The organism is Micromonospora sp. CPM1, assembly GCF_023896895.1.
Taxonomy (GTDB): Bacteria; Actinomycetota; Actinomycetes; order Mycobacteriales; family Micromonosporaceae; genus Micromonospora; species Micromonospora tulbaghiae.
Genome location: NZ_JAMHIU010000007.1, coordinates 60154 through 81467, shown reverse-complemented (window position 1 = coordinate 81467; position 21314 = coordinate 60154). Strand labels below are relative to the sequence as shown.

17 protein-coding genes are annotated in these 21314 nt (G+C 73.5%); 10 read left to right on the top strand and 7 right to left on the bottom strand.

The annotated features are described in order from the left end of the window. Positions 1-9: 9 nt before the first annotated feature. The 5 genes from M8C11_RS10655 (at position 10) to M8C11_RS10635 (ending at position 6793) form a co-directional block, all read left to right on the top strand. Positions 10-993 carry a phosphate acyltransferase PlsX gene (locus M8C11_RS10655; protein WP_252449523.1) on the top strand — a complete coding sequence of 328 codons (984 nt, stop codon included), beginning with the start codon at positions 10-12 and terminating at the stop codon, positions 991-993. Then, on the top strand, positions 990-1787 hold the full coding sequence (rnc, locus tag M8C11_RS10650) for a ribonuclease III (protein ID WP_252449425.1): 798 nt from the start codon (positions 990-992) through the stop codon (positions 1785-1787). The genes M8C11_RS10655 and rnc overlap by 4 nt, the downstream gene beginning before the upstream one ends. Then, entirely contained in the window at positions 1780-2637 is an 858-nt protein-coding gene (gene mutM / locus M8C11_RS10645; protein ID WP_252449424.1) for a bifunctional DNA-formamidopyrimidine glycosylase/DNA-(apurinic or apyrimidinic site) lyase, read from the top strand. Before rnc ends, mutM begins: the two co-directional genes overlap by 8 nt. A gap of 239 nt (positions 2638-2876) precedes the next feature. After that, positions 2877-5099 (top strand): MMPL family transporter, encoded by a 2223-nt coding sequence (locus tag M8C11_RS10640; RefSeq protein WP_252449423.1) that lies wholly within the window; start codon positions 2877-2879, stop codon positions 5097-5099. 188 nt (positions 5100-5287) lie between these two features. Beyond that, entirely contained in the window at positions 5288-6793 is a 1506-nt protein-coding gene (locus M8C11_RS10635; protein ID WP_252449422.1) for an MFS transporter, read from the top strand. A 48-nt stretch (positions 6794-6841) separates the two neighbouring features. Here M8C11_RS10635 and M8C11_RS10630 read toward each other — a convergent pair whose 3' ends face one another. Together M8C11_RS10630 and M8C11_RS10625 are read right to left on the bottom strand one after the other, a co-directional pair. Further along, the gene (locus M8C11_RS10630; protein WP_120571193.1) at positions 6842-7711 is read right to left on the bottom strand and encodes an endo alpha-1,4 polygalactosaminidase; all 870 of its coding nucleotides are present in this window, start codon (positions 7709-7711) and stop codon (positions 6842-6844) included. 77 nt (positions 7712-7788) lie between these two features. Continuing rightward, the gene (locus M8C11_RS10625) at positions 7789-9021 is read right to left on the bottom strand and encodes a CAP domain-containing protein (protein ID WP_252449421.1); all 1233 of its coding nucleotides are present in this window, start codon (positions 9019-9021) and stop codon (positions 7789-7791) included. A gap of 371 nt (positions 9022-9392) precedes the next feature. Between M8C11_RS10625 and M8C11_RS10620 the strand changes: the two genes are divergently transcribed. The 3 genes from M8C11_RS10620 (at position 9393) to M8C11_RS10610 (ending at position 14116) form a co-directional block, all read left to right on the top strand. Next, entirely contained in the window at positions 9393-9587 is a 195-nt protein-coding gene (locus M8C11_RS10620; protein WP_013284566.1) for a hypothetical protein, read from the top strand. 315 nt (positions 9588-9902) lie between these two features. Continuing rightward, a complete protein-coding gene (gene smc / locus M8C11_RS10615; RefSeq protein WP_252449420.1) occupies positions 9903-13502 on the top strand; it encodes a chromosome segregation protein SMC in 3600 nt (1199 codons plus the stop codon). After that, a complete protein-coding gene (locus M8C11_RS10610; protein WP_120571189.1) occupies positions 13499-14116 on the top strand; it encodes an HAD family hydrolase in 618 nt (205 codons plus the stop codon). The genes smc and M8C11_RS10610 overlap by 4 nt, the downstream gene beginning before the upstream one ends. Before the next feature lie 6 nt (positions 14117-14122). Here M8C11_RS10610 and M8C11_RS10605 read toward each other — a convergent pair whose 3' ends face one another. The 5 genes from M8C11_RS10605 to M8C11_RS10585 all read right to left on the bottom strand — a co-directional run bounded on the left by M8C11_RS10605 (position 14123) and on the right by M8C11_RS10585 (position 19048). After that, positions 14123-14653 carry a DinB family protein gene (locus tag M8C11_RS10605; RefSeq protein WP_252449419.1) on the bottom strand — a complete coding sequence of 177 codons (531 nt, stop codon included), beginning with the start codon at positions 14651-14653 and terminating at the stop codon, positions 14123-14125. A gap of 52 nt (positions 14654-14705) precedes the next feature. Beyond that, positions 14706-15194, bottom strand: coding sequence for a universal stress protein (locus M8C11_RS10600; protein WP_120571187.1), 489 nt, complete (start codon positions 15192-15194; stop codon positions 14706-14708). 2 nt (positions 15195-15196) lie between these two features. After that, entirely contained in the window at positions 15197-16786 is a 1590-nt protein-coding gene (locus M8C11_RS10595; protein WP_252449418.1) for an MDR family MFS transporter, read from the bottom strand. Positions 16787-16896: 110 nt separating this feature from the next. Then, positions 16897-17322, bottom strand: coding sequence for a MarR family winged helix-turn-helix transcriptional regulator (locus M8C11_RS10590; RefSeq protein WP_120571185.1), 426 nt, complete (start codon positions 17320-17322; stop codon positions 16897-16899). Between the two features lie 13 nt (positions 17323-17335). Next, positions 17336-19048, bottom strand: coding sequence for an alkaline phosphatase D family protein (locus M8C11_RS10585; RefSeq protein ID WP_252449417.1), 1713 nt, complete (start codon positions 19046-19048; stop codon positions 17336-17338). Between the two features lie 148 nt (positions 19049-19196). Between M8C11_RS10585 and ftsY the strand changes: the two genes are divergently transcribed. Together ftsY and M8C11_RS10575 are read left to right on the top strand one after the other, a co-directional pair. Next, positions 19197-20387, top strand: coding sequence for a signal recognition particle-docking protein FtsY (gene ftsY / locus M8C11_RS10580; protein ID WP_120571183.1), 1191 nt, complete (start codon positions 19197-19199; stop codon positions 20385-20387). A gap of 8 nt (positions 20388-20395) precedes the next feature. Next, entirely contained in the window at positions 20396-21259 is an 864-nt protein-coding gene (locus tag M8C11_RS10575) for an aminoglycoside phosphotransferase family protein (RefSeq protein ID WP_175438700.1), read from the top strand. Positions 21260-21314 lie beyond the last annotated feature (55 nt).

Sequence of the window (21314 nt, the reverse complement as noted above, 5' to 3'; positions counted from 1 at the left end):
GCCGGCGGACTGTCGGAGCCGGGCACCGCGCGGATCGCCGTCGACCTCCTCGGCGGGGACGATGCTCCCGCCGTCGTGGTTGACGGCGCTCTGCGAGCGGTACGCACGGATCCCGCCCTGCACCTGCTGCTCGTCGGCCCGATCGAGGTGGCCGACGGGCTGATCGGTGCGCTCGACCCGGCCCAGCGCGCCCGGGTCACGGTCCGCCCGGTGCGGGCCGCCGTCGGCATGGCCGACCATCCCACCGCCGCCCGCGGCGAGAGCACGGTCCGCACCGCCGTGCAGGCCGTCCGCGACGGGCTCGCCGACGCCGTCGTCTCCGCCGGCTCGACCGGCGCCACGGTCACCGCCGCCGCGCTCGGCCTCGGCCGCTGGACCGGGATACGCCGGCCCGCGCTCGCCGCCACGCTGCCCGCCGTCGAGGGGCCGGTGGTGCTGCTCGACGTCGGCGGCACACTCGAACCCGGCCCGGCCACGCTGGCCCGGCACGCCCTCCTCGGCGCCGCCTACGCGTCGGTGGCCCACGCCGTCACCGCGCCCCGCGTCGGGTTGCTCTCCGTCGGCCTCGAGACGGGCAAGGGTGACCGGCTGCGCCGCGTCGCCGCGCCCGCCCTCGCCGCCGCGCCACTGCCCTGCGACGGTCGCTACGTCGGCCTGGTCGAGGGGTACGACATCTCGCTCGGCGTCCGCGCCGACGTCGTGGTGACCGACGGCTTCACCGGTAACGTCCTGCTGAAGGCGATCGAGGGCGCGTACGCCATGGCCGGCGGCCCGCCGTCACGCGGCGGCGCCCCGCGTGCCGCCGCGCTGCTCGGCGTGGGCGGCACCGTGGTCGTGTGCCACGGCGCGGCCGGCGCCGAGGATGTCGCCTCCGGCATCGCGCTGGCCGCTCACCTGTGGCGCCGCGACGCCGCCGGGACGGCCCGCGACCTGCTCGCCGACATTCCGCACGATCCCGCACCTGACCGACACGACACCGAGGTAGCACCATGACCAACGACAAGCGGCGGCGTGCTCCCGTCGGCCACCTGGAGGCGGCCTTCGGGGTGTCGCTCGACCCGGAACTGCTGGAACGCGCGCTGACCCACCGCTCGTACGCGTACGAGAACGGTGGCCTGCCCACGAACGAGCGGCTGGAGTTCCTGGGCGACTCGGTCCTCGGCGTGGTGATCACCACAGCGCTGTTCCACAACCACCCCGACCTGCCCGAGGGGCAGTTGGCGAAGCTGCGCGCCAGCGTGGTCAACATGCGGGCGCTCGCCGACGTGGCGCGTGGCCTGGGCCCGGACGGGCTGGGCGCGTACCTGCTGCTGGGCAAGGGCGAGGAGGCCACCGGCGGACGGGACAAGGCGAGCATCCTGGCCGACACGCTGGAGGCGCTCCTGGGCGCGATCTACCTCCAGTACGGCTTGGACACCGCCGCCATCGTCATCCACCGGCTGTTCGACCCGCTGATGGCCGAGTCGGCGGGCCGGGGCGCGGCGCTGGACTGGAAGACCAGCCTCCAGGAGCTGACCGCCGCGCTCGGGCTCGGCGTGCCCGAGTACCGGATCGAGGGCACCGGGCCGGACCACCTCAAGACGTTCACCGCCTGGGTGGTGGTGGCCGGCAACCGCTACGGCGGCGCGGAGGGGCGCAGCAAGAAGGAGGCCGAGCAGCGCGCGGCCGAGTCGGCCTGGCGGACGCTCACCGAGCAGGCCGAGGCGGAGGCGGCGGCGCGGGCCCAGGAGGAGGCGAGCCCGCAGGTCGACACCACGGATGTCGAGGCGGGCGCCGGCCGTGCCTGAGCTGCCCGAGGTCGAGACCGTCCGGGTGGGACTCGCCCAGTGGGTGATCGGCCGGCGGATCGCCGCGGTCGAGGTACGCCACCCGAGGGCGGTACGCCGGCACGCGCCCGGCGGCGCGCACTTCGCCGACGTGCTCGCCGGCCGGACGATCACCGGGGTACGCCGCCGCGGCAAGTACCTCTGGCTGCCGCTGGACAGCGGCGACGCGGTCATCGGCCACCTCGGCATGTCCGGCCAGCTGCTGTTGCAGCCGGTCGGCGCGGCCGACGAGCTGCACCTGCGGGTCCGGTTCCGGTTCGCCGACGACGGGCCGGAGCTGCGCTTCGTCGACCAGCGCACGTTCGGCGGCCTGTCCGTGTCGGCCGGTGGAGCGGAGCTGCCCGCCGAGATCGCCCACATCGCCCGCGATCCGATGGACCCGGAGTTCTCCGACGAGGCGTTCGTGGCGGCGCTGCACCGCAAGCGTACGGAGGTCAAACGCGCGCTGCTCGACCAGACGCTGATCTCCGGGGTGGGCAACATCTACGCCGACGAGGCGCTGTGGCGGGCGAAGCTGCACGGCGCCCGCCCGGCCGACGCGCTCACTCGCCCGGCCGCGCTGCGGCTGCTCGGGCACGTCCGGGACGTGCTCGCCGAGGCGATCAAGCAGGGCGGCACCAGCTTCGACGAGCTGTACGTCAACGTCAACGGCGAGAGCGGCTACTTCGACCGGTCGCTCAACGCGTACGGCCGGGAGGGGGAGCCCTGCCCGCGCTGCGGCGCGCCGATCCGGCGCGAGGCGTTCATGAACCGGTCCTCCTACAGTTGCCCGCGATGCCAGCCGCGGCCCCGGGGCACCCTCCGGGGATGACCCCGAGCCGGTTCGGGGTTGCGCCGGCGTGCATCGCCAGGCGGTCCCCGGAGACGCGCCGGAGCGTACCCGGAGATGCCCTTTTCCGCCCGGTCCGCGCGGCCGGAACCGGCCGCGCGGACCTCGCCGCCCGGATCGGGGACGAGCGGGGGCCGTTCCCCGATGTCGGGGACCCGCCTGCTGCCTAGCGTCATCTTGGGTCGGCGCAGGGCCGGCATCAGGAGGGTGGAACCCGGGACATGGGCAGGCGACCGGTGACCGTGCGGCTGGCACGGTGGAGTGCGGAGCATCCGTGGCGCGCGATCGCGTTGTGGGTGGTCTTCGTGGCGGTGTGTTTCGTCGGCGGCAGCGCCGCCGGGCTGAACGAGGCCACCGACGAGGATCAGGCGATCGGCGAGTTCGGACGGGCACAGCTGATCGTCGACAGTGGCGGGTTCGACCAGCCGGCCACGGAGAACGTGCTGATCACCGCCCGGTCGGGTCCGCTCGACCAGGCTGCCGCGAAGGCCGCGGCGCAGGACGCGGCGGACCGGCTGCGGCAGGTCGACGGCGTGGCGTCGATCGGTACGCCGATGCCGTCGCGCGACGGCAGCGCGCTGCTGGTGCCGATCACCATGTCGGGCGACCCGGGCACCGCCGGGGACCGGGTGCAGCCGCTGCGGGACACCACCGCGAAGGTGCAGGTCGCGCACCCGCAACTGCGGGTGGAGCAGGTCGGCGGCCCGTCGATCGACAAGGCGCTCGACGACACGCTCGGCAAGGACTTCAAGCGCGCCGAGCTGCTCAGCCTGCCGGTGACGCTGGCCATCCTGATCATCGCGTTCGGCGCGCTGATCGCCGCCGGGGTGCCGGTGCTGCTGGCGCTCTCCTCGGTGGCCGCCGCGATGGGTCTGTCCACACTCGCCTCGCACCTGGTGCCGGCCACCGACACCACCGCGAGCGTGATCCTGCTGATCGGCATGGCGGTCGGTGTGGACTACTCGCTGTTCTACGTGCGGCGGGAACGGGAGGAACGGGCGAAGGGCCGGTCCGGCCTGGACGCCGTGGAGATCGCGGCGGAGACCTCCGGGCACGCCGTGGTGGTCTCCGGCACCGCCGTGATCATCTCGATGGGCGGTCTGCTGCTCGCCCAGGACGCGATCTTCTCCTCGCTGGCGGTCGGCTCGATCCTGGTGGTGGCGGTCGCCGTGATCGGCTCGCTGACCGTGCTGCCGGCGCTGCTGGCGAAGCTGGGCCGCTGGGTGGACCGGCCGCGGGTGCCGCTGCTGTGGCGCCTCACCGCCCCGCGCACCGGGCGGGACGGGCAGCCGGCCCGGCCCCGGTTCTGGCCGGCGGTGCTCAAGCCGGCGCTGCGCGCGCCGGTGGCCACGCTGCTGATCTCGGTGGCGCTGCTGCTCGCGCTCGCCGCGCCCGCGCTCGGCATGAAGCTGAAGTTCCCCGGCCCGGAGGACGTGCCGCGCAACACGGCGGCCATGCAGGCGTACGACCGGCTCACCGCGGCGTTCCCGAGCAACGGCACCAGTCACACGGTGGCCGTGCGGGCGCCCGCCGAGCAGGCCGACCGGGTGCGGGCCGCGCTCACCGACCTGGCCGGCCGTACCGCCGCCGACCCGCTCTTCGCGCCGGCCGAGGGGGACGGCCCGGAGATCCAGGTGTCGGCGGACCGGCGGGTGTCGGTGCTGGAGGTGGCCACGCCGCACGCCAGCCGCTCCGACGAGGCGTCCCGGTCGCTGCACGAGCTGCGCGAGGACCTGGTCCCGGCCACGCTCGGCGGCATCCCGGGCGTGGAGTACGCGGTCGGCGGCGGCGTGGCCGCCAGTGAGGACTACGCCGCCCACATCTGGGCGAAGCTGCCGATCGTCGCGGCGTTCGTGCTGGCGCTGACGTTCCTGGTGATGGCGTGGACGTTCCGGTCGGTGGTGGTGGCGCTGACCTCGATCGTGCTGAACCTGCTCTCCGCCGGCGCCGCGTACGGGCTGCTGGTGCTGGTCTTCCAGAGCGACTGGGCGGAAGGGCTGCTCGGCTTCACCTCGATGGACGCGATCGTCACCTGGCTGCCGCTGTTCCTGTTCGTGGTGCTGTTCGGACTGTCCATGGACTACCACGTGTTCGTGGTGAGCCGGATCCGCGAGGCGGTCGACCGGGGGATGCCCAACCGGGAGGCGGTGGCGCACGGCATCACCTCCTCGGCCGGGGTGGTGACCAGCGCGGCGGTGGTGATGGTGGCGGTGTTCTCCATCTTCGCCACGCTCAGCATGATCGACTTCAAGCAGCTCGGCATCGGCCTGGCGGCGGCGATCCTGCTGGACGCCACGATCATCCGCGCGGTCGTGCTCCCGTCGGTGATGACGCTGCTGGGTGACGCGAACTGGTGGGCGCCGCGCTTCATGCGCCGCCGTACGGCCGCCCCGGCGGTCGAGCCGCCGCCCGCACCGGCGCCGGAGCTGGTCGGCGCCCGCTGACCAGGGCGCCCAGGCGGCGTCCGGCCCGCACGACATGCCCCGGGAGTCACGGCTCCCGGGGCATGTCGGTTCCGGTTCTTCGCCGTGGATTAAGGCCCCGACCAGCGGGGCATCTGGGCCGCCATGGACGAACAGCTGTCGCCGGCGGCCCGTCGCGCCCCGGCCTCCGCATCCCGCCGGCGGGCGTCGTGAGCACCGACACCGCGACCGGCACCGTACGGACCAACGTCCCGGCCCGCCTCGACCGGCTGCCGTGGTCCCGCTGGCACTGGATGATCGTCATCGGTCTGGGCACGGTCTGGATCCTCGACGGGCTCGAGGTGACGATCGTCGGGAACCTCTCCGGCAAGCTCGCCGAGCCGGGCAGCGGCCTGAACATCACCCAGAGCCAGGTCACCGGCCTGGCCGCCGCGCTCTACGTCGCGGGCGCCTGTACCGGCGCGCTCCTGTTCGGGTGGCTCACCGACCGGTTCGGCCGCAAGAAGCTGTTCCTGCTGACGCTCGGGCTGTACCTGGTCGCCACCGCGCTCACCGCGCTGTCGTTCGACACCTGGTGGTTCTTCCTGTTCCGGTTCCTCACCGGCATGGGCATCGGCGGTGAGTACGCCGCCATCAACTCGGCGATCGACGAGCTGATCCCGGCCCGCCACCGCGGCCGCATCGACATCATCATCAACGGCACGTTCTGGCTCGGTGCGGCGCTCGGCGCGCTGCTGACCGTACCGCTGCTCAACGGCCTGCCGACCAACCTCGGCTGGCGGGTGGCGTTCGGGCTGGGCGCGGTGCTCGGCGTGGTGATCCTGCTGGTCCGCCGGCACGTACCGGAGAGCCCACGGTGGCTGTTCATCCACGGGCACGCCGACGAGGCCAACCACCTCGTGGACTCGGTCGAGGCCGAGGTGAGACGGGAGACCGGCAGGGACCTCGCCGAGGCGGACAACTACATCGAGATCCGGCAGCGCAGGAGCACGAACTTCCTGGAGATCGCCCGGACGCTGTTCCGCCGCTACCCGAAACGGGCCACGCTGGGCTTCGCGCTCTTCATCGGCCAGGCGTTCCTCTACAACGCGATCACGTTCGGGTTCGCCCAGATCCTGGAGACGTTCTTCGACGTCCCGCCCGGCAACAGCGGCTACTACTTCGCGGTGATCGCGGTCGGCAACCTGCTCGGCCCGCTGCTGCTGGGCCGGCTGTTCGACACCGTCGGCCGGGTGCCGATGATCGCCGGTTCGTACATCGGCTCGGGTGTGCTGCTGCTCGGCACGGCCTGGCTGTTCCATTCCGGCGTGCTGAGCGCCGTGACCATGACCGCCTGCTGGTGCGCGGTGCTGTTCTTCGCCTCGGCCGGCGCGAGCGCGGCGTACCTGACGGTCAGCGAGATCTTCCCGATGGAGACCCGGGCCATGGCGATCGCGTTCTTCTACGCGATCGGCACCGCCGCCGGTGGCATCACCGGCCCGCTGCTCTTCGCCAAGCTGGTCGGCAGCGGGGAGGTCGGGCAGACCGTGCTGGCGTTCGTCATCGGCGCCACCGTCATGATCATCGGCGGGCTGGTGGAGCTGACGCTCGGCGTCAAGGCCGAGGGCAAGTCGCTGGAGGACCTGGCCACCCCGCTGAGCGCGGAACACGCGGGGGTGCCGTCGCAGCGCGGCGGCGAGACGACCGCCCCGGCCGCCGGCGCGCCCACCGGCTGACCGCGCACCCCGGCGCCCCCGCTCCCGACGGGCGGGGGCGCCGGGGCGTCACGGCAGCGCGCACGGCTCCCGCCAGGAGTCCAGCTGGCGGTCCTTGCGGATCGAGGCGAAGCCGTAGCCGACCGAGGTGACGCAGAAGTCCGCCGGCTCGCCGGTGTACTCGACGTGGAAGACCGGCTTGCCGGCGTCGACGAACGGCAGCAGCTTCGCGCACTCGCGGCGGCGTACGCACTCCTGGTTGACCGCGAAGTCGAAGTCGGGGGCCAGCGCGGCCACCTGCGCGACGTCGTCGACCAGGCCGGGGGAGAGGTCCAGCTTGCGGGCCAGCCCGGCCAGCCGGCGGTTGAACAGCAGTTGGTCGTCGAAGTCCAGCGGGAAGCCGGAGCGGTGCCGGTAGCCGTCCGCGTCGGCGAACGCCACCGCGCCGAAACCCTTGCCCCGGCACAGCCGGAACCGGTCGGCCAGCACCGGCGCGAGCGCGTCCCAGTTCCGTACGTCCAGGAAGCGGCTTCCCGGCCGCCCCGGCACGGCCGTACCGCGTACGGCGGCGGGGAAGCGGGTGGCGTCCGGTTCGTCGGCGGCGTACGTGCCGACCCGGACGTGGCAGACCAGCCGGCGGTCCTGCTCGCGCAGCGCGGCGGTCTCGGCCGAGGTGGTCGCCACCGGGTCGAGGAGGAAGACGTCGGCGTCGACGGTGGTGTCCACCGGGGTGGTGAGCTGCCACTGCCACCGCCAGCTGCCGGCCTGGGCGGCCGGCCAGGGCGTGGGCGCGCCGGGCGGCGTGATCGGCCGGCGGCAGGCCGGCACCGGGGCGAGCAGCAGCGCGGTCAGCGCGAGCGCCACGCCCCGGCGCGGGCCACGTCGGCGGACGTGGGCCGGCCGGGAGCGCGGCACGGCCCACACCGGCCGGATCCGCATCGACAGCTCCCCGGACGCGGGCGGCCCGACGCCGCCCCCGACCGGTCAACGAGCGCCGGGCCGGTCACGACGCGCGGTCAGCTCGGGGTGGCGAAGACCTGCGTCCAGTACGGCCCGTTGCTGCGCGCAACGCCCACACCGATCTGGGTGTACGAGCAGTTGAGGATGTTCTTCCGGTGGCCTTCGGAGTTCATCCAGCCCTCCATGACCGCCGCCGGGGTCTGGTAGTTCCAGGCCACGTTCTCGCCCACCATGCGGTAGCTGTAGCCGGCGGCCTTGACCCGGTCCCAGGGCTGGCTGCCGTCGCTGCCCGTGTGGTCCATCTTCTGGTGGTCGGCCTGGTCCTGGCTGTGCCGCTGGGCGGCCAGGTTCAGCTTGGCGTTGACGGTGAGCGCCTTGCAGCCGGCCTTCGCCCGCTCCTGGTTGACGATCGTGACGACCTTCTGGAGTTCGGCGCTGAGGCCGGTCGTGGCGGTGGCCTTGGTGCTCGTGGAGCCGCCGCTCGACCCGCTCGACCCGCCGCCGCTCGGGGCGCTGCTGCGCTCCTGCTGCCGCGACGGTGCGGTGCTGCGGCTCGGCTTCGGGGTGGCCTTCTTCGTCGGGCTCGGCGCGGCGGTGGTCGGTACGGCCGACGGGCTCGCCGACTCGGGGGCGAGCGCGTCGGCCGGCCCCTCCTCGGTGCCGTCGGGCGCCTGCGGCGCGGCGGCCACCGGCGCGTCGGCGGAGGTGCGCTTCGTCCCCTGGTCGTCGCCGGGCAGCAGGACGGCGCCCACGCCGAGGCTCACCACGAGCGTCGCCGCGGCGGCGGCCCCGCCGATCACGAGCGGCCGGGACAGGCGCCGCTTCGGGCGCCGGTCGTCGGCGGGGGTGTCGGTCGCCGGCTGCCAGGTCGCGGCGGGCTGCTCCCAACCGCCGGCCGGCTGCTCGTGCCCCTGCCAGGCGGTGGGCTGCTCGTGGCCCTGCCACGCCGTCGGCTGCTCCTGGCCCTGCCACGCCGTGGGCTGTTCGTGGCCCTGCCACGCGGGCTCCTGGCCGTGCCAGGCGGCGGTCGGCTGCTCCTCGCCGTTCCACCGGTCCCGGGGCGGCGGGTAGGAGCCGGCGGGTACGTAGGCCGGGGGCGCGCTCTCGGGGCGGTAGCCCTCGGCGGCCGGCGGTCCGTGACCGGCGGGCGGCTGCGGCGCTCCGTCCCCGAACAGGTACGACGACCGCGGCTCGGGCCGGTCGCTGAGCCACGCCGGACCCTCGTCGGTCGGCGGCTCGGGACGCCGGCGGGCGCCCTCCGGTTCGATCGGGTCGTTCCAGCGGTACACGCCTGTCCCCTCCACGGGTCGGTTGCGGGCCCGGGTGACGCTACGGGTGCGCTCCGAGCTGCGGCAACGTGGCTAAGAAAGAGTTAAGGCGAAGCCTGCGGCAAGGATGAGTCGTTCACACATTTCTGGCGTACAGTAAAGGCGTCCGGACAGAGCGTGTCCGCGCCTTGTGGCAGCCCCCGGCGAGTGGACCGGCTGACGTGGAGATGATCTACGGCCTTGGTCAACTTGACGAAGGAGGGGGTTTCGGCTCAATATGTAGGTGTCGCCAGTCGCGCCCAGCCATGCCCCGATGCAGTGGGAATGGTAGCCGCGAACATCATGGGCGCGCGTTGGCCGGCCTTTCCGGCAGCGCACATCAAGGAGTCAGCATGGCGAAGGCCCTCTACGGCCACGTAAGTGCAGCGCCCGACCGGCGTCTGCTCGACGAGGTCACCCGACTGCGTGCCAGGGTTCAGGCACTGGAGTTCGAGATCACGCGTCTGCGCGCCGACAACGATCGGCTTGCGGCGGCAGCGGCGGAGGCGGATGACCTCCTCCGTCTGGCTGAGCCCGCACTGACCTGATCTCCAGTTGTCGGAAAACTGAATCGCACCACACCGAAAAGCGCGCCGACACTCAAGTGCCGGCGCGCAGCCATGTTCGTACCCCTTTTCGTCGCCGCCGCCGCAATTATCGATCTTGCGGAACCGCCCGGAATTGCGCCCGGTAATTGTGATCATGCATTTCTGTTCCCTCCGCGACCACCGGGCCGAAAGCGGACAGCCGGTCCGGCGGGTGGGTCGCGTGGCGGCGGCGCCCCGGTCCCGGGTTAGTCTGCGGGTTCACCAGGTCCGCGCAGCCGGCGACGGTACGGCGGCCACCGGACGAGGATCGAGAAGGTGCATCTCAAGAGCCTGACGGTGAAGGGCTTCAAATCCTTCGCCTCCGCCACGACGTTGAAGCTGGAGCCCGGGATCACCTGCGTGGTGGGCCCGAACGGCTCCGGCAAGTCCAACGTCGTCGACGCCATCGCCTGGGTGCTCGGCGAGCAGGGCGCCAAGGCGCTGCGCGGCGGCAAGATGGAGGACGTCATCTTCGCCGGCACCGCCGGGCGGGCGCCGCTGGGCCGGGCCGAGGTCACCCTCACCATCGACAACACCGACGGCGCGCTGCCGATCGAGTACACCGAGGTCTCCATCACCCGCCGGATGTTCCGCTCCGGCGAGAGCGAGTACGAGATCAACGGCGACTCCTGCCGTCTGCTGGACATCCAGGAGCTGCTGTCCGACTCGGGCATCGGCCGCGAGATGCACATCATCGTCGGGCAGGGCCGGCTCGACGGGATGCTGCACGCCAAGCCGGAGGACCGGCGGGCGTTCATCGAGGAGGCGGCGGGCGTCCTCAAGCACCGCAAGCGCAAGGAGAAGGCGCTGCGGAAGCTCGACGCGATGCAGACCAACCTCAACCGCCTGACCGACCTCACCGCCGAGCTGCGCCGCCAGCTCAAGCCGCTGGGCCGGCAGGCCGAGGTGGCCCGCCGCGCCGCCGGGATCCAGGCCAACCTGCGCGACGCCCGGCTGCGGCTGCTCGCCGACGACCTGCACACGCTGCGGACCACACTGGACAAGGAGATCGCCGACGAGACCGCGCTGCGCGAGCGGCGCGAGCTGATCGAGGCCGAGCACGGCGAGGTGCAGGGCCGCCTCGGCGAGCTGGAGGCGGCGCTGGCCGAGGACGCGCCGCTGCTCGCGGCGGCGCAGGACACCTGGTACCGCCTCTCCGCGCTCCAGGAGCGGTTCCGCTCGATCGAGCAGTTGGCCCGGGAGCGGCTGCGTCACCTCAGCGCCGCCGGCGACGACGAGCGCCCCGGCCGCGACCCGGAGCAGCTGGAGGCGGAGTCGCGGCGCGTACGCGAGCAGGAGGAGGAGCTGCGCGCCGCGCTCACCGAGGACCAGATCCGGCTGGCCGAGGCGGTCGAGCACCGCCAGGAGCTGGAACGGCAGCTCGCCGCCGCCGAGCGGGAACTGGTCGCCGCCGCCAAGGCCATCGCCGACCGGCGGGAGGGGCTGGCCCGTCTGACCGGCCAGGTCAACTCCGCCCGGGCGCGGACCACGAGCGCCGGCGAGGAGATCGAACGGCTGGCCGCCGCGCACACCGACGCGATGGGCCGGGCCGAGAAGGCGCAGGCCGACCTGGACGCGGTCGCCGAACAGTCGACCGAGGCGGACCGGGACAACGCCGACCTGGACGCCCGGCACGACGAGGCGGTGGCCGTGCACGAGCGGGCCCAGGCGGCGGTGCGCAGCCTGGCCGACGGTGAGCGCGCCGCCGAGAAGGACGCCGCCACCTGGAAGGCCCGCGAGGAGGCGCTCGCCATGGGCCTGCGCCGCAAGGACGGTGCCGGTGAGCTGCTCGCCCGCGCCGACCAGGTGCCGGGGCTGCTCGGCAGCCTCGCCGGGCTGCTCACCGTCGCCCCCGGTGACGAGGCGGCGCTGGCCGCCGCGCTGGGCGGCCTGGCCGACGCGGTCGCGGTCAGCGGCGTGGACGAGGCAGTCGAGGCGATGCGGCTGCTGAAGATCTCCGACGCCGGCCGGGCCGGGTTGCTCGTCGGCAGCCCCGCCGGGCCGGGCATGGACGGCTCCGCCGACGCGCTGCGCCCGAAGCTGCCCGAGGGCGCCCGCTGGGCCCCGGACCTGGTGGAGTGCTCGGCCGCGATCCGCCCGGCCGTGCACCGGGCGCTGCGCGACGTGGCGCTCGTCGACGACCTGGCCGCCGCGTCCGCGCTCGTCGCCGCGAACCCGGAGCTGCGCGCGGTCACCCCCGACGGCGACGTGGTCGGTGCGTACGCGGCGGCGGGCGGGTCGGCCAAGGCGCCGAGCTTCATCGAGGTGCAGGCCGCCGTCGAGGAGGCGCGCGCCAACCGGGCCACCGCCGAACGCACCGCCGCCGAGCTGCGCGAACAGCTGGCCGAAGCGCGCGCCGAGGTGACCGCCGCCAAGGAGGCGGTGCAGCACGCCGCCGCCGCCAAGCGGGAGGCGGAGAGCCACCGCAACGCCGCCGCGCGCCGCCTCGCCGAACTGGGCGCCGCCGCCCGCTCGGCGAAGGCGGAGACCGACCGTCTCGGCGAGTCCCGGGCCCGCGCCGAGGCGGCCCGGGAACGGGATCTGGCCGCGCTCGCCGAGTTGGAGGAACGGCTCCGGCTGGCCGAGGCCACCCCGATCGACGCCGAGCCGTCCACCGAGGAGCGGGACCAGCTCGCCGCCATGGTGCCGCAGGCACGGCAGAACGAGATGGAGGTCCGGCTCGCGGTGCGTACCGCCGAGGAGCGGGTGGCCTCGATCGCTGGGCGGGCCGACTCGCTGGCCCGGCAGGCCACCGCCGAACGGGCGGCGCGGGAGCGCGCCGCGGCCCGGCGCGCGGCCCGCACGCGCGGCGCCCAGATCGCCCGGGCCGTGGTCGGCGGCGCCCGCGAGGCGCTCACCCGGCTCACCGTCTCGATCGCCCGGGCCGAGGAGCACCGCGACGCCGTCGCCCGCGAGCGCGCCGCCCGCGAGGCCGAGCTGTCCGAGGTACGCGGTGCGGCCAAGCGCCTCGCCGCCGAGCTGGAACGGCTCACCAGCCAGGTGCACCGCGACGAGGTGGCCCGTGCCGAGCAGCGGATGCGCATCGAGCAGCTGGAGGCGAAGGCGGCCGAGGACTTCGGGCTGGACGTGGCCACGCTCGTCGCCGAGTACGGCCCGGACCGGCTGGTCCCGCCCACCGACGCGGACGTGGCGCTCGCCGAGAAGGACGGCCGGCCGGTGCCCGAGCCGGTCCGCTACGAGCGGCCGGTGCAGGAGAAGCGGGCGGCCAAGGCGGAGCGGGAACTGGCCCTGCTGGGCAAGGTGAACCCGCTCGCGCTGGAGGAGTTCGCGGCGCTGGAGGAGCGCTTCAAGTTCCTCTCCGAGCAGCTGGAGGATCTCAAGGCCACCCGGCGCGACCTGCTCACCGTGGTCAAGGACGTGGACGACCGCATCCTGGAGGTCTTCGCCAGCGCGTTCGAAGACACCGCCCGGGAGTTCGAGCAGGTCTTCACCGTGCTGTTCCCCGGCGGCGAGGGCCGGTTGGTGCTCACCGACCCGGAGGACCTGCTCACCACCGGTGTCGAGGTCGAGGCCCGCCCGCCGGGCAAGAAGATCAAGCGGCTCTCGCTGCTCTCCGGCGGGGAGCGGTCGCTGACCGCCGTGGCGATGCTCGTGGCGATCTTCCGCGCCCGGCCCAGCCCGTTCTACATCATGGACGAGGTGGAGGCGGCGCTCGACGACGTGAACCTGGGCCGCCTGATCACGCTGCTGGCGCAGTTGCGGGAGAAGAGCCAGCTCATCGTGATCACGCACCAGAAGCGGACCATGGAGATCGCCGACGCGCTCTACGGGGTGACCATGCGCGCCGGTGTGACCCAGGTGATCAGCCAGCGGCTCAACCGGGCCGACGACGAGGAACAGGTGACGAGCGAGTGAGTCGGGAACGCGCCACGGCGCTCCTGGTGGACTTCGACGGCGTGCTGCGCCGCTGGGATCCGGCGGTGGCCGCGGGTGTCGAGCGGGAGTACGGGCTGACCGAGGGTGTCCTCGGTGAGATCGCGATGTCCTGGGGAATGCTCCAGCCGGTGCTCACCGGCCAGGTCAGCCACGCCCAGTGGATGATGAGCGTCGCCGACGCGCTGACCCCCGCGGTCGGCGTGGATCGGGCGCGTGCGGCCGTTGCGGAGTGGCAGAGCTACCGCGGCGAGGTCGACCCGGAGGTGCTGGCGTTCGTCCGCGAGGTGCGGGCGGCGGGCATCCGGGTGGGGCTGGGCACCAACGCCACCGACCTGCTCGACGCCGACCTGGCCGCGCTGGGCCTGACCGAGGAGCTGGACGTGATCGTCAACTCCTCGGTCATCGGGGTGCACAAGCCGGCGAAGGAGTACTTCCAGGCCGCCTGCGAGGCGCTGGGGACGCCGCCGGGGCGGGTGCTGTTCGTCGACGACGAGGACCGCGCGGTGGCCGGTGCCCGGGTGGCGGGCCTGTCCGCGCACCGCTGGAGCGGCCCGGCCGACCTGCGGTACCTGCGGGCGGCGCTGGCGTACTGAGCCGGGTCAGCTTCCGGTCACGCCGTCGACGCGTTCCCGGATCAGGTCCGCGTGGCCGTTGTGCCGGGCGTACTCCTCGATCACGTGCACGTACACCCAGCGGAGGCTGATCTCGCCGGTGCTGCCGTCGGGCAGGCGGTGCCGGAACGTGTGGTCCAGCGGCAGGTCGGCAACGGCCCGGTCGGCCGCCTCGATCTCGGCCCGCAGCGTGGCGAACGCCTCGGCCGGGTCGGCGTCGGCGACGTCGTTGAGGTCGGCGTCCGGGTCGGTGCTGTAGTCGTAGAGGTCCGGCAGGTCCAGGCCGGCGGCGCGGTGGCGGAACCACCACCGCTCGACGTCGGCCAGGTGCCGGACCAGGCCGAGCAGCGTCAGCCCGGAGGGCTCCACGCTCGGTGTGCGCAGTTGCTCGGCGGTCAGCCCGGCGCACTTGTGTTGCAGGGTGTCACGGTGGAGGTCGAGCCAGCCTTGCAGCATTGTGCGCTCGTCGGCGACGTAGGGTTCGTGGCGGCGGTCGATCTCGGGTGCGGTCCAGGTCATCCGAGGGATGCTAGGTGAGCGCCGGGCACCCCGCGACGCGTTAACCGCCGGCTCACGGCACCACGACGACCGGCCAGCGGCCGGTGCGGACCAGCCGGGTGGCGACCGAGCCGACCAGCCTGTGCCCGGCCTGCTCGGAGGAGCCGACCACCACCATGTCGGCCCGGTGCTCGTCGGCGGCCCGGCACAGCTCGGTGTAGGCGTCGCCGCGCCGGCACAGGAACGTCACCGGCAGGTCCAGCTCCTCGGCCCCGCGCCGGCACTCGGCGCGCAGCTCGTCGGCCAGCTCGTCGTGGGTCTGCTGGACCGCCCCGGCCACCACGCCGGAGAGCATCGCGCTGTACGAGGTCGGCGAGCTGACGAACACCGCCACCAGCGTGGCGCCCTGCCGCCGGGCCAGTCCGGCGGCGTACGCGGCGGCTCGCATCGAGGTGCGGCTGCCGTCCACGCCGACGAGCACCACCCGTGGCCCGTCCGTACCCCGTTCGTAGGGCAGCGGACGGGTCCGCGGGCCGTACCGCTCACGTTCCGCGGCGTCCATCGTCAGTCTCCCGCTCCGGCCGGGATCGCCTCGGCCGTCTCCCGCCCGGCGGGGACCGGCTCGGCGTTGGAGCGGCGCAGCGGCACCTCCCGGATGAGGACCACCGCGACGAGGGCGAGCAGCCCGAACGGTGCGGCGGCCAGGAAGATGTCACCGGCGGCGTGCCCGTACGCGGCCTCGACCACGGTGCGGATCGGGCCGGGCAGCGTGTGCACGTCCGGCAGGCCGCCGCCGGCCGACCCGGAGGCCGGGATGCCGAGGCGGCTCAGGCCGTCGGCCATGTAGCCGGTGACCCGGTGCCCGAGCACCGCGCCGAGCGCGCTCACGCCGATCGCGCCGCCGAGGCTGCGGAAGAACGCCACCACCGAGCTGGCCGCGCCGAGTTCGTCCGGGCGGACCGTGTTCTGCACGGCCAGCACCAGGTTCTGCATGCTCATGCCGACGCCGAGGCCGATCAGGGCCATGAAGACGGCGAGGTGCCAGTACGGTGTGTCCGCGCGCATGGTGCCCATCAGCGCGAAGCCGGCGGTGAGCAGCACCGAGCCGATGACCAGCCAGCTCTTCCAGCGGCCGGTGGCGGTGATGATCCGGCCGACCACCGTGGAGGAGACCAGCAGGCCGCCGATCATCGGGAGCGTCATCAGGCCGGACATGGTCGGGCTGGCGCCGCGGCTGATCTGGAAGTACTGCCCGAGGAACACCGAGGCGCCGAACATGCCGACGCCGACCGCGATGCTGGCGACGACGGCGAGCGTGATGGTGCGGTTGCGGAACAGCCGCGGCGGGATCATCGGGTCGGCGGCACGCTTCTCGACCCGGGCGGCGAGCACGCCGAGCGCCGCCGCGCCGGCCACCATCACGCCGCTCTGCCAGGAGATCCAGTCGTACTTGTCGCCGGCCAGTGTGATCCAGACGAGCAGCAGCGAGACGGCGGCGGTGATGAGCGTGGCGCCCCACCAGTCGATCGTCACGTCGCGCTTGACCACCGGCAGGCGCAGCGTGCGCTGGAGCACGATCAGGGCGAGCACGGCGAACGGCACGCCCACGTAGAAGCACCAGCGCCAGCCGAGCCAGGACGTGTCCACGATCACGCCGCCGATGAGCGGCCCGCCGATGGTGCCGACGGCCATGACCGCGCCGAGGTAGCCGCTGTACCGGCCGCGCTCGCGCGGCGCGATCATCGTTGCCATGATCACCTGGGCGAGGGCGGTGAGGCCGCCCGCGCCGACGCCCTGCACGACCCGGCAGGCGATCAGCTCACCGGTGGTCTGTGCCTGTCCGGCGAGCACCGAGCCCAGCACGAAGACCACCAGGGAGAGCTGGACCAGCAGCTTCTTGCTGAACAGGTCGGAGAGCTTGCCCCAGATGGGCGTGGTCGCGGTGGTCGCCAGCAGCGTCGAGGTGACCACCCAGGTGTACGCGGACTGGCCGCCGCGCAGGTCGGTGATGATCCGCGGCAGCGCGTTGGAGACGACCGTGGAGGAGAGGATCGCGACGAACATGCCCAGCAGCAGGCCGGAGAGCGCCTCCAGGATCTGCCGGTGGGACATGTCGACGGCGGTCGCCCGTGCGGGCGCAGTCGCCTGAGTCATCGTGGATTGCCTCCGGAGCGGGGGAGAAAGGTTGCCTCGGGCAACCGTAGGAGGTGGTTGCCTAAAGCAACAACTTCACCCGGGCGGGCTTTGTTCCAGGTGGGGCCGGGTCAGAACGACTCGTTGAAGCGGTGCATCAGGCGGGCGAGGTCCGCGACGTCCTCTTGCGGCCAGCTTTCGAGGGAACGCCTTATCTGTCCGAGTCGGGCCGCCCGGGCCGCGTCGAACCGCCGGGTGCCCTCCTCGGTGAGGCTGAGCTGGGCCGCCCGCCGGTCCGTCGGGTCCGGGTCGCGGCGGACCAGGCCCAGCGCCTCCAGCCCGCCGATCTGGCGGCTGAGCGTGCCCTTGCCGATGCCCAGCTTCGCGGCCAGGTCGGTGAGCCGGATCGAGCCCGAGCGGCGCAGCCAGAGCAGCAGGCCGTACGCGTTGGGCTCCAGATTCGGGTGGACCTCGCGGGCGATCTCCCAGGACAGCGCCCGGCCGCGGCGCAGCAACGCGGTCAACTCGTGCTCCACGGCGCGCAGCGTCTCGTCCACGCTCAGAGGGTACTCAGTCCCCGTCGCTGAGTTGCTGTTGCGCCACCGGCCGCAGCTCGCCGTCGCTGGTCGTGCCCTCGATCACCACGGCGGCCTTACGGCCCTGGTGGGTGAGCGTGGCCACCGCGTTGCCGAAATAGGGCCCGGCCAGCTTCCGCCAGCGCACCGGCGGGCGGCGTACCCCGGCCGAACGCGCCAGCGCCCGGGTCGCCCCGGCGGGACCCGGATTCCAGCCGAGCGTCATCAGCGGGCGCATGCCGGCCGGCACCTGGTTGTGGATCGGCGAACAGGTGAGCTGGTGCACGGGCGTGCGGACGTCGCGGTCGGCGAACCGGGCCCGGGCCACGTACGAGTGGTGCACGTCACCGGAGAGCACGCTGATCGAGGCCGGTCGCGCGTACGCCGGCCCGGCGCCCACCCGCGCCCCGGTGCGCGGCGCGGTGCCGCTGCCCAGCCGCGCGAACAGCTCGCCCAGCGCCTCGAACGAGCGCCGGAACGCCGCCCAGTGCTCCAGGTCCAGCGCCCGGCGGATCTGCTCGGAGAGCCGGGCCACCCAGGGCCGGCTGGAGTCGGCCAGGCGCTCGTTCCACGCCTCGACGTGGTGGATGCCCGGCGGCAGCAGCCACGGCAGCGAGCTGCCCACCACCAGGTGGTCGTAGGTGCCGTGCGCCTGGTCGAGGAACCACGACCACTCGCCCGGCGGCAGCATCGCCCGGTTGCCCGGCTGGAGCACCCGGCTGGACCGGTTGTCCAGCATGACCAGGCGGGTGCGGCCCAGGTCCAGCGCGTAGCTCCACTGGTACTGCACGGCCCGCCAGCGCTCGGTGTCGTGCGCCAGGTCGGCCTCCTTGTCGACCCGCTCGCCGAACTCGTGCAGCACGCCTGTGGCGTCCTCGGCGGCCATCACCTTCGCGTACACCGGATCGGCGGCGATCTCGTCCGGGCTCAGGTTGCCCAGGTGCTGGTAGACCCAGTAGGAGGCGAGGCCGCTGCGGATCCGCTCGGCCCACCACGGCTGCTCGCGCATGTCCGCGCGCCACGACTGCGAGGTGTTCCAGTCGTCGATCACCTCGTGGTCGTCGAAGATCATCACGCTCGGCACGGTGGAGAACAGCCAGCGGATCTCCGGGTCGCGCCACGACTCCAGGTAGAGCTTGGTGTACTCGTCGAAGCTGACCACCTGCGTCGCCGGGGCGTCCTTCGGCCGCCGCCGGCGCCGCTTGAGCAGCCGCCGCACCGTCGGCGAGGTCTCGTCCGCGTACACCTGGTCGCCGAGCAGCACCAGCAGGTCGGGCAGCGCGGCCTCGTCGGGCGCGGCCATCACCCGCCGGGCGTACGCGTCGAGCGCGTCCGGCGGCAGCTTCCGCGCGGTGGAGTGCTGGGTGGTCTCCCGGCAGGAGCCGAACAGCAGCCGCACCGGCTGGTCCGCGTCGTCGAGCGCGCGGGTCCGGATCACGCTGGGCGGGAACGACGAGTCGGGCAGCGGCCACGCCACCTCGTCGTCGATCAGCACCTCGTAGGTCGTGACGCTGTCCGGGGTGAGCCCGGTCACCACCACGATCGCGTAGTGGTGGTCGTACGCGGAGAAGGTCGGTGCGCTGCCGGTGGCGCCGTCGGCCGTGCGGACGGTGACCACCGCGGGCGCGCTCGTCTCGACCCAGACGGTCGCCCGCGTGTCGACGACCCGGCGCAGCAACGGGCCGATGAGCAGGCGGGAACCGGGCACGACATACACCTCCGACAAGATCGTTTCGGCTGTTCCCTACCCGGCCGGCGGTTGCGGTACGCCTTCCGGTGCGAGCGTACCCGCAGGTTGTTCGCGTGCCGAGGCGGTGAGTGGGACGCCGTCGCCGGCATCTGACAGGATTTCGGGCATGACGGAATACCTCCTCGTCGCTCTCGCCCTGCTCGGCGTGCTGATCATCGGCGGCCTGAGCCTCGTGGTGCCCCGGCTGCGCCGGCGCCCGCAGCCGCCGCTGCCGCGCACGGAGGTCGACACCCGGACGGAGGAGGACCTGGCCGGCCCGCCGGTCGAGGCCCCGGAGGCGGAACTCACCACCGGCGTGGTGGTGGAGGCGCCGCCGGCCCCTCCGGTCGAGGTGCCGCAGGTCGAGGTGCCGGAACCCACGGCCGGCCGCCTGGTCCGGCTGCGCTCGCGGCTGTCCCGCTCGCAGAACGTCTTCGGCAAGGGCCTGCTCGGCCTGCTCAGCCGCGACCGGCTGGACGAGGACACCTGGGAGGAGATCGAGGACAGCCTGATCACCGCCGACGTCGGCATCGACGCCACCCGGGAGATCGTCGACCGGCTGCGCGAGCGGACCCGGGTGCTCGGCACCCGTACCGGTGACGAACTGCGGGCGCTGCTCGCCGCCGAGCTGGTCAACGCGCTCGACCCGGGCCTGGACCGCGCGCTGCGTACCGCGCCGAAGGAGGGCGTCCCGGCGGTGGTGCTCGTGGTCGGCGTCAACGGCGCCGGCAAGACCACCACCTGCGGCAAGATCGCCCGGGTGCTGGTCGCGGACGGCCGCAGCGTGCTGCTCGGCGCGGCCGACACGTTCCGGGCCGCCGCCGCCGACCAGCTGGAGACCTGGGGCGGCCGGGTGGGCGCCGAGACGGTCCGCGGGCCCGAGGCCGCCGACCCGGCGAGCGTCGCGTTCGACGCGGTCAAGCGCGGCATCGACACCGGCGTGGACACCGTGCTCATCGACACCGCCGGCCGGCTGCAGAACAAGGTCGGCCTGATGGACGAGCTGGGCAAGGTCAAGCGGGTGGTGGAGAAGCACGGCCCGATCGACGAGACGCTGCTGATCCTCGACGCCACCACCGGCCAGAACGGGCTGGAGCAGGCGCGGGTCTTCACCGAGGCGGTGAACGTCACCGGCGTGGTGCTGACCAAGCTCGACGGGACGGCCAAGGGCGGCATCGTGATCGCCGTGCAGCGCAAGCTCGGCATCCCGGTCAAGCTCGTCGGCCTCGGCGAGGGCAAGGACGACCTGGCCCCGTTCGACCCGGCACAGTTCGTCGACGCGTTGCTCGGCACCGAGCCGCTCGCCCGGGACGCGTAGCCTCTCCCGTGACGACTGACGATCGCGCCTACGCGGGGTGGCGCGACCCCAGCCACCCGTCGCCACGCCTCGGGAGACCGTACGTGACTTCGCAGGAGATCCCGCTGCACGGCGGGAACGTGAGCACAGTGGTCCGTGTGGGAGACACGGTCCGGCGCAACGCCGGCCCGTGGACGCCCTCCGTGCACGCGCTGCTGCGCCACCTGGAGTACGTCGGATTCACCGGCGCGCCCCGGGCGCTCGGCATGGACGAGCGCAACCGGGAGGTCCTGTCGTACCTGGAGGGGGAGTGCGGGGAGTACCCGCTGGCCCCGCACTGGGTCACCGACGAGGCCCTGGTGACTGTGGCCACCATGCTGCGGATGTTTCACGACGCGCAGTACGGCTTCACCCCGCCGCCCGGCGCGGTCTGGCGCTCGTTCGGGCCGCCCCCGCCGGACACCGAGGTCATCTGCCACCACGACGCCGCGCCGCACAACGTGATCTGGCGGCCGGACGGCACGCTCGGGCTGATCGACTTCGACCTCGCCTCGCCCGGCGCCCGCATCTACGACGTGGCGTACGCGGCCTGGACCTGGGTGCCGATCTTCTCCGACCGCGACTCGGTCACGCTCGGCTGGAAGCACCCGGACCGGCCGCGCCGGCTGCGGCTGTTCGCCGACGCGTACGGGCTGATCCCGCGCGACCGGCACCGCCTCATCCGGACCATCCGCAAGCGCATCGTCGACCACGTCGAGGGCATCCGGCGGATGGCCGCCGCCGGTGAGCCGGCGTTCGTCCGGATCGTCCACAAGGGTCACCTGCGTCGCCCTATGCGCGACCTGCGGCTGCTCGACTACGAGCGGCACCAGCTGGAGTACGCGCTCCGCTGACCAAGATCGGCGTTCTTCACACGCCGGAAACAACCCGTCACGCGTCGGAAATCGC

Coding starts and splice junctions, on each gene's coding strand:
- M8C11_RS10640 (WP_252449423.1), top strand. CDS start 2,877: ATGGGCAGGCGACCGGTGACCGTGCGGCTGGCACGGTGGAGTGCGGAG.
- M8C11_RS10600 (WP_120571187.1), bottom strand. CDS start 15,194: ATGGACGCCGCGGAACGTGAGCGGTACGGCCCGCGGACCCGTCCGCTG.
- M8C11_RS10630 (WP_120571193.1), bottom strand. CDS start 7,711: ATGCGGATCCGGCCGGTGTGGGCCGTGCCGCGCTCCCGGCCGGCCCAC.
- M8C11_RS10620 (WP_013284566.1), top strand. CDS start 9,393: ATGGCGAAGGCCCTCTACGGCCACGTAAGTGCAGCGCCCGACCGGCGT.
- M8C11_RS10605 (WP_252449419.1), bottom strand. CDS start 14,653: ATGACCTGGACCGCACCCGAGATCGACCGCCGCCACGAACCCTACGTC.
- rnc (WP_252449425.1), top strand. CDS start 990: ATGACCAACGACAAGCGGCGGCGTGCTCCCGTCGGCCACCTGGAGGCG.
- M8C11_RS10595 (WP_252449418.1), bottom strand. CDS start 16,786: ATGACTCAGGCGACTGCGCCCGCACGGGCGACCGCCGTCGACATGTCC.
- ftsY (WP_120571183.1), top strand. CDS start 19,197: ATGACGGAATACCTCCTCGTCGCTCTCGCCCTGCTCGGCGTGCTGATC.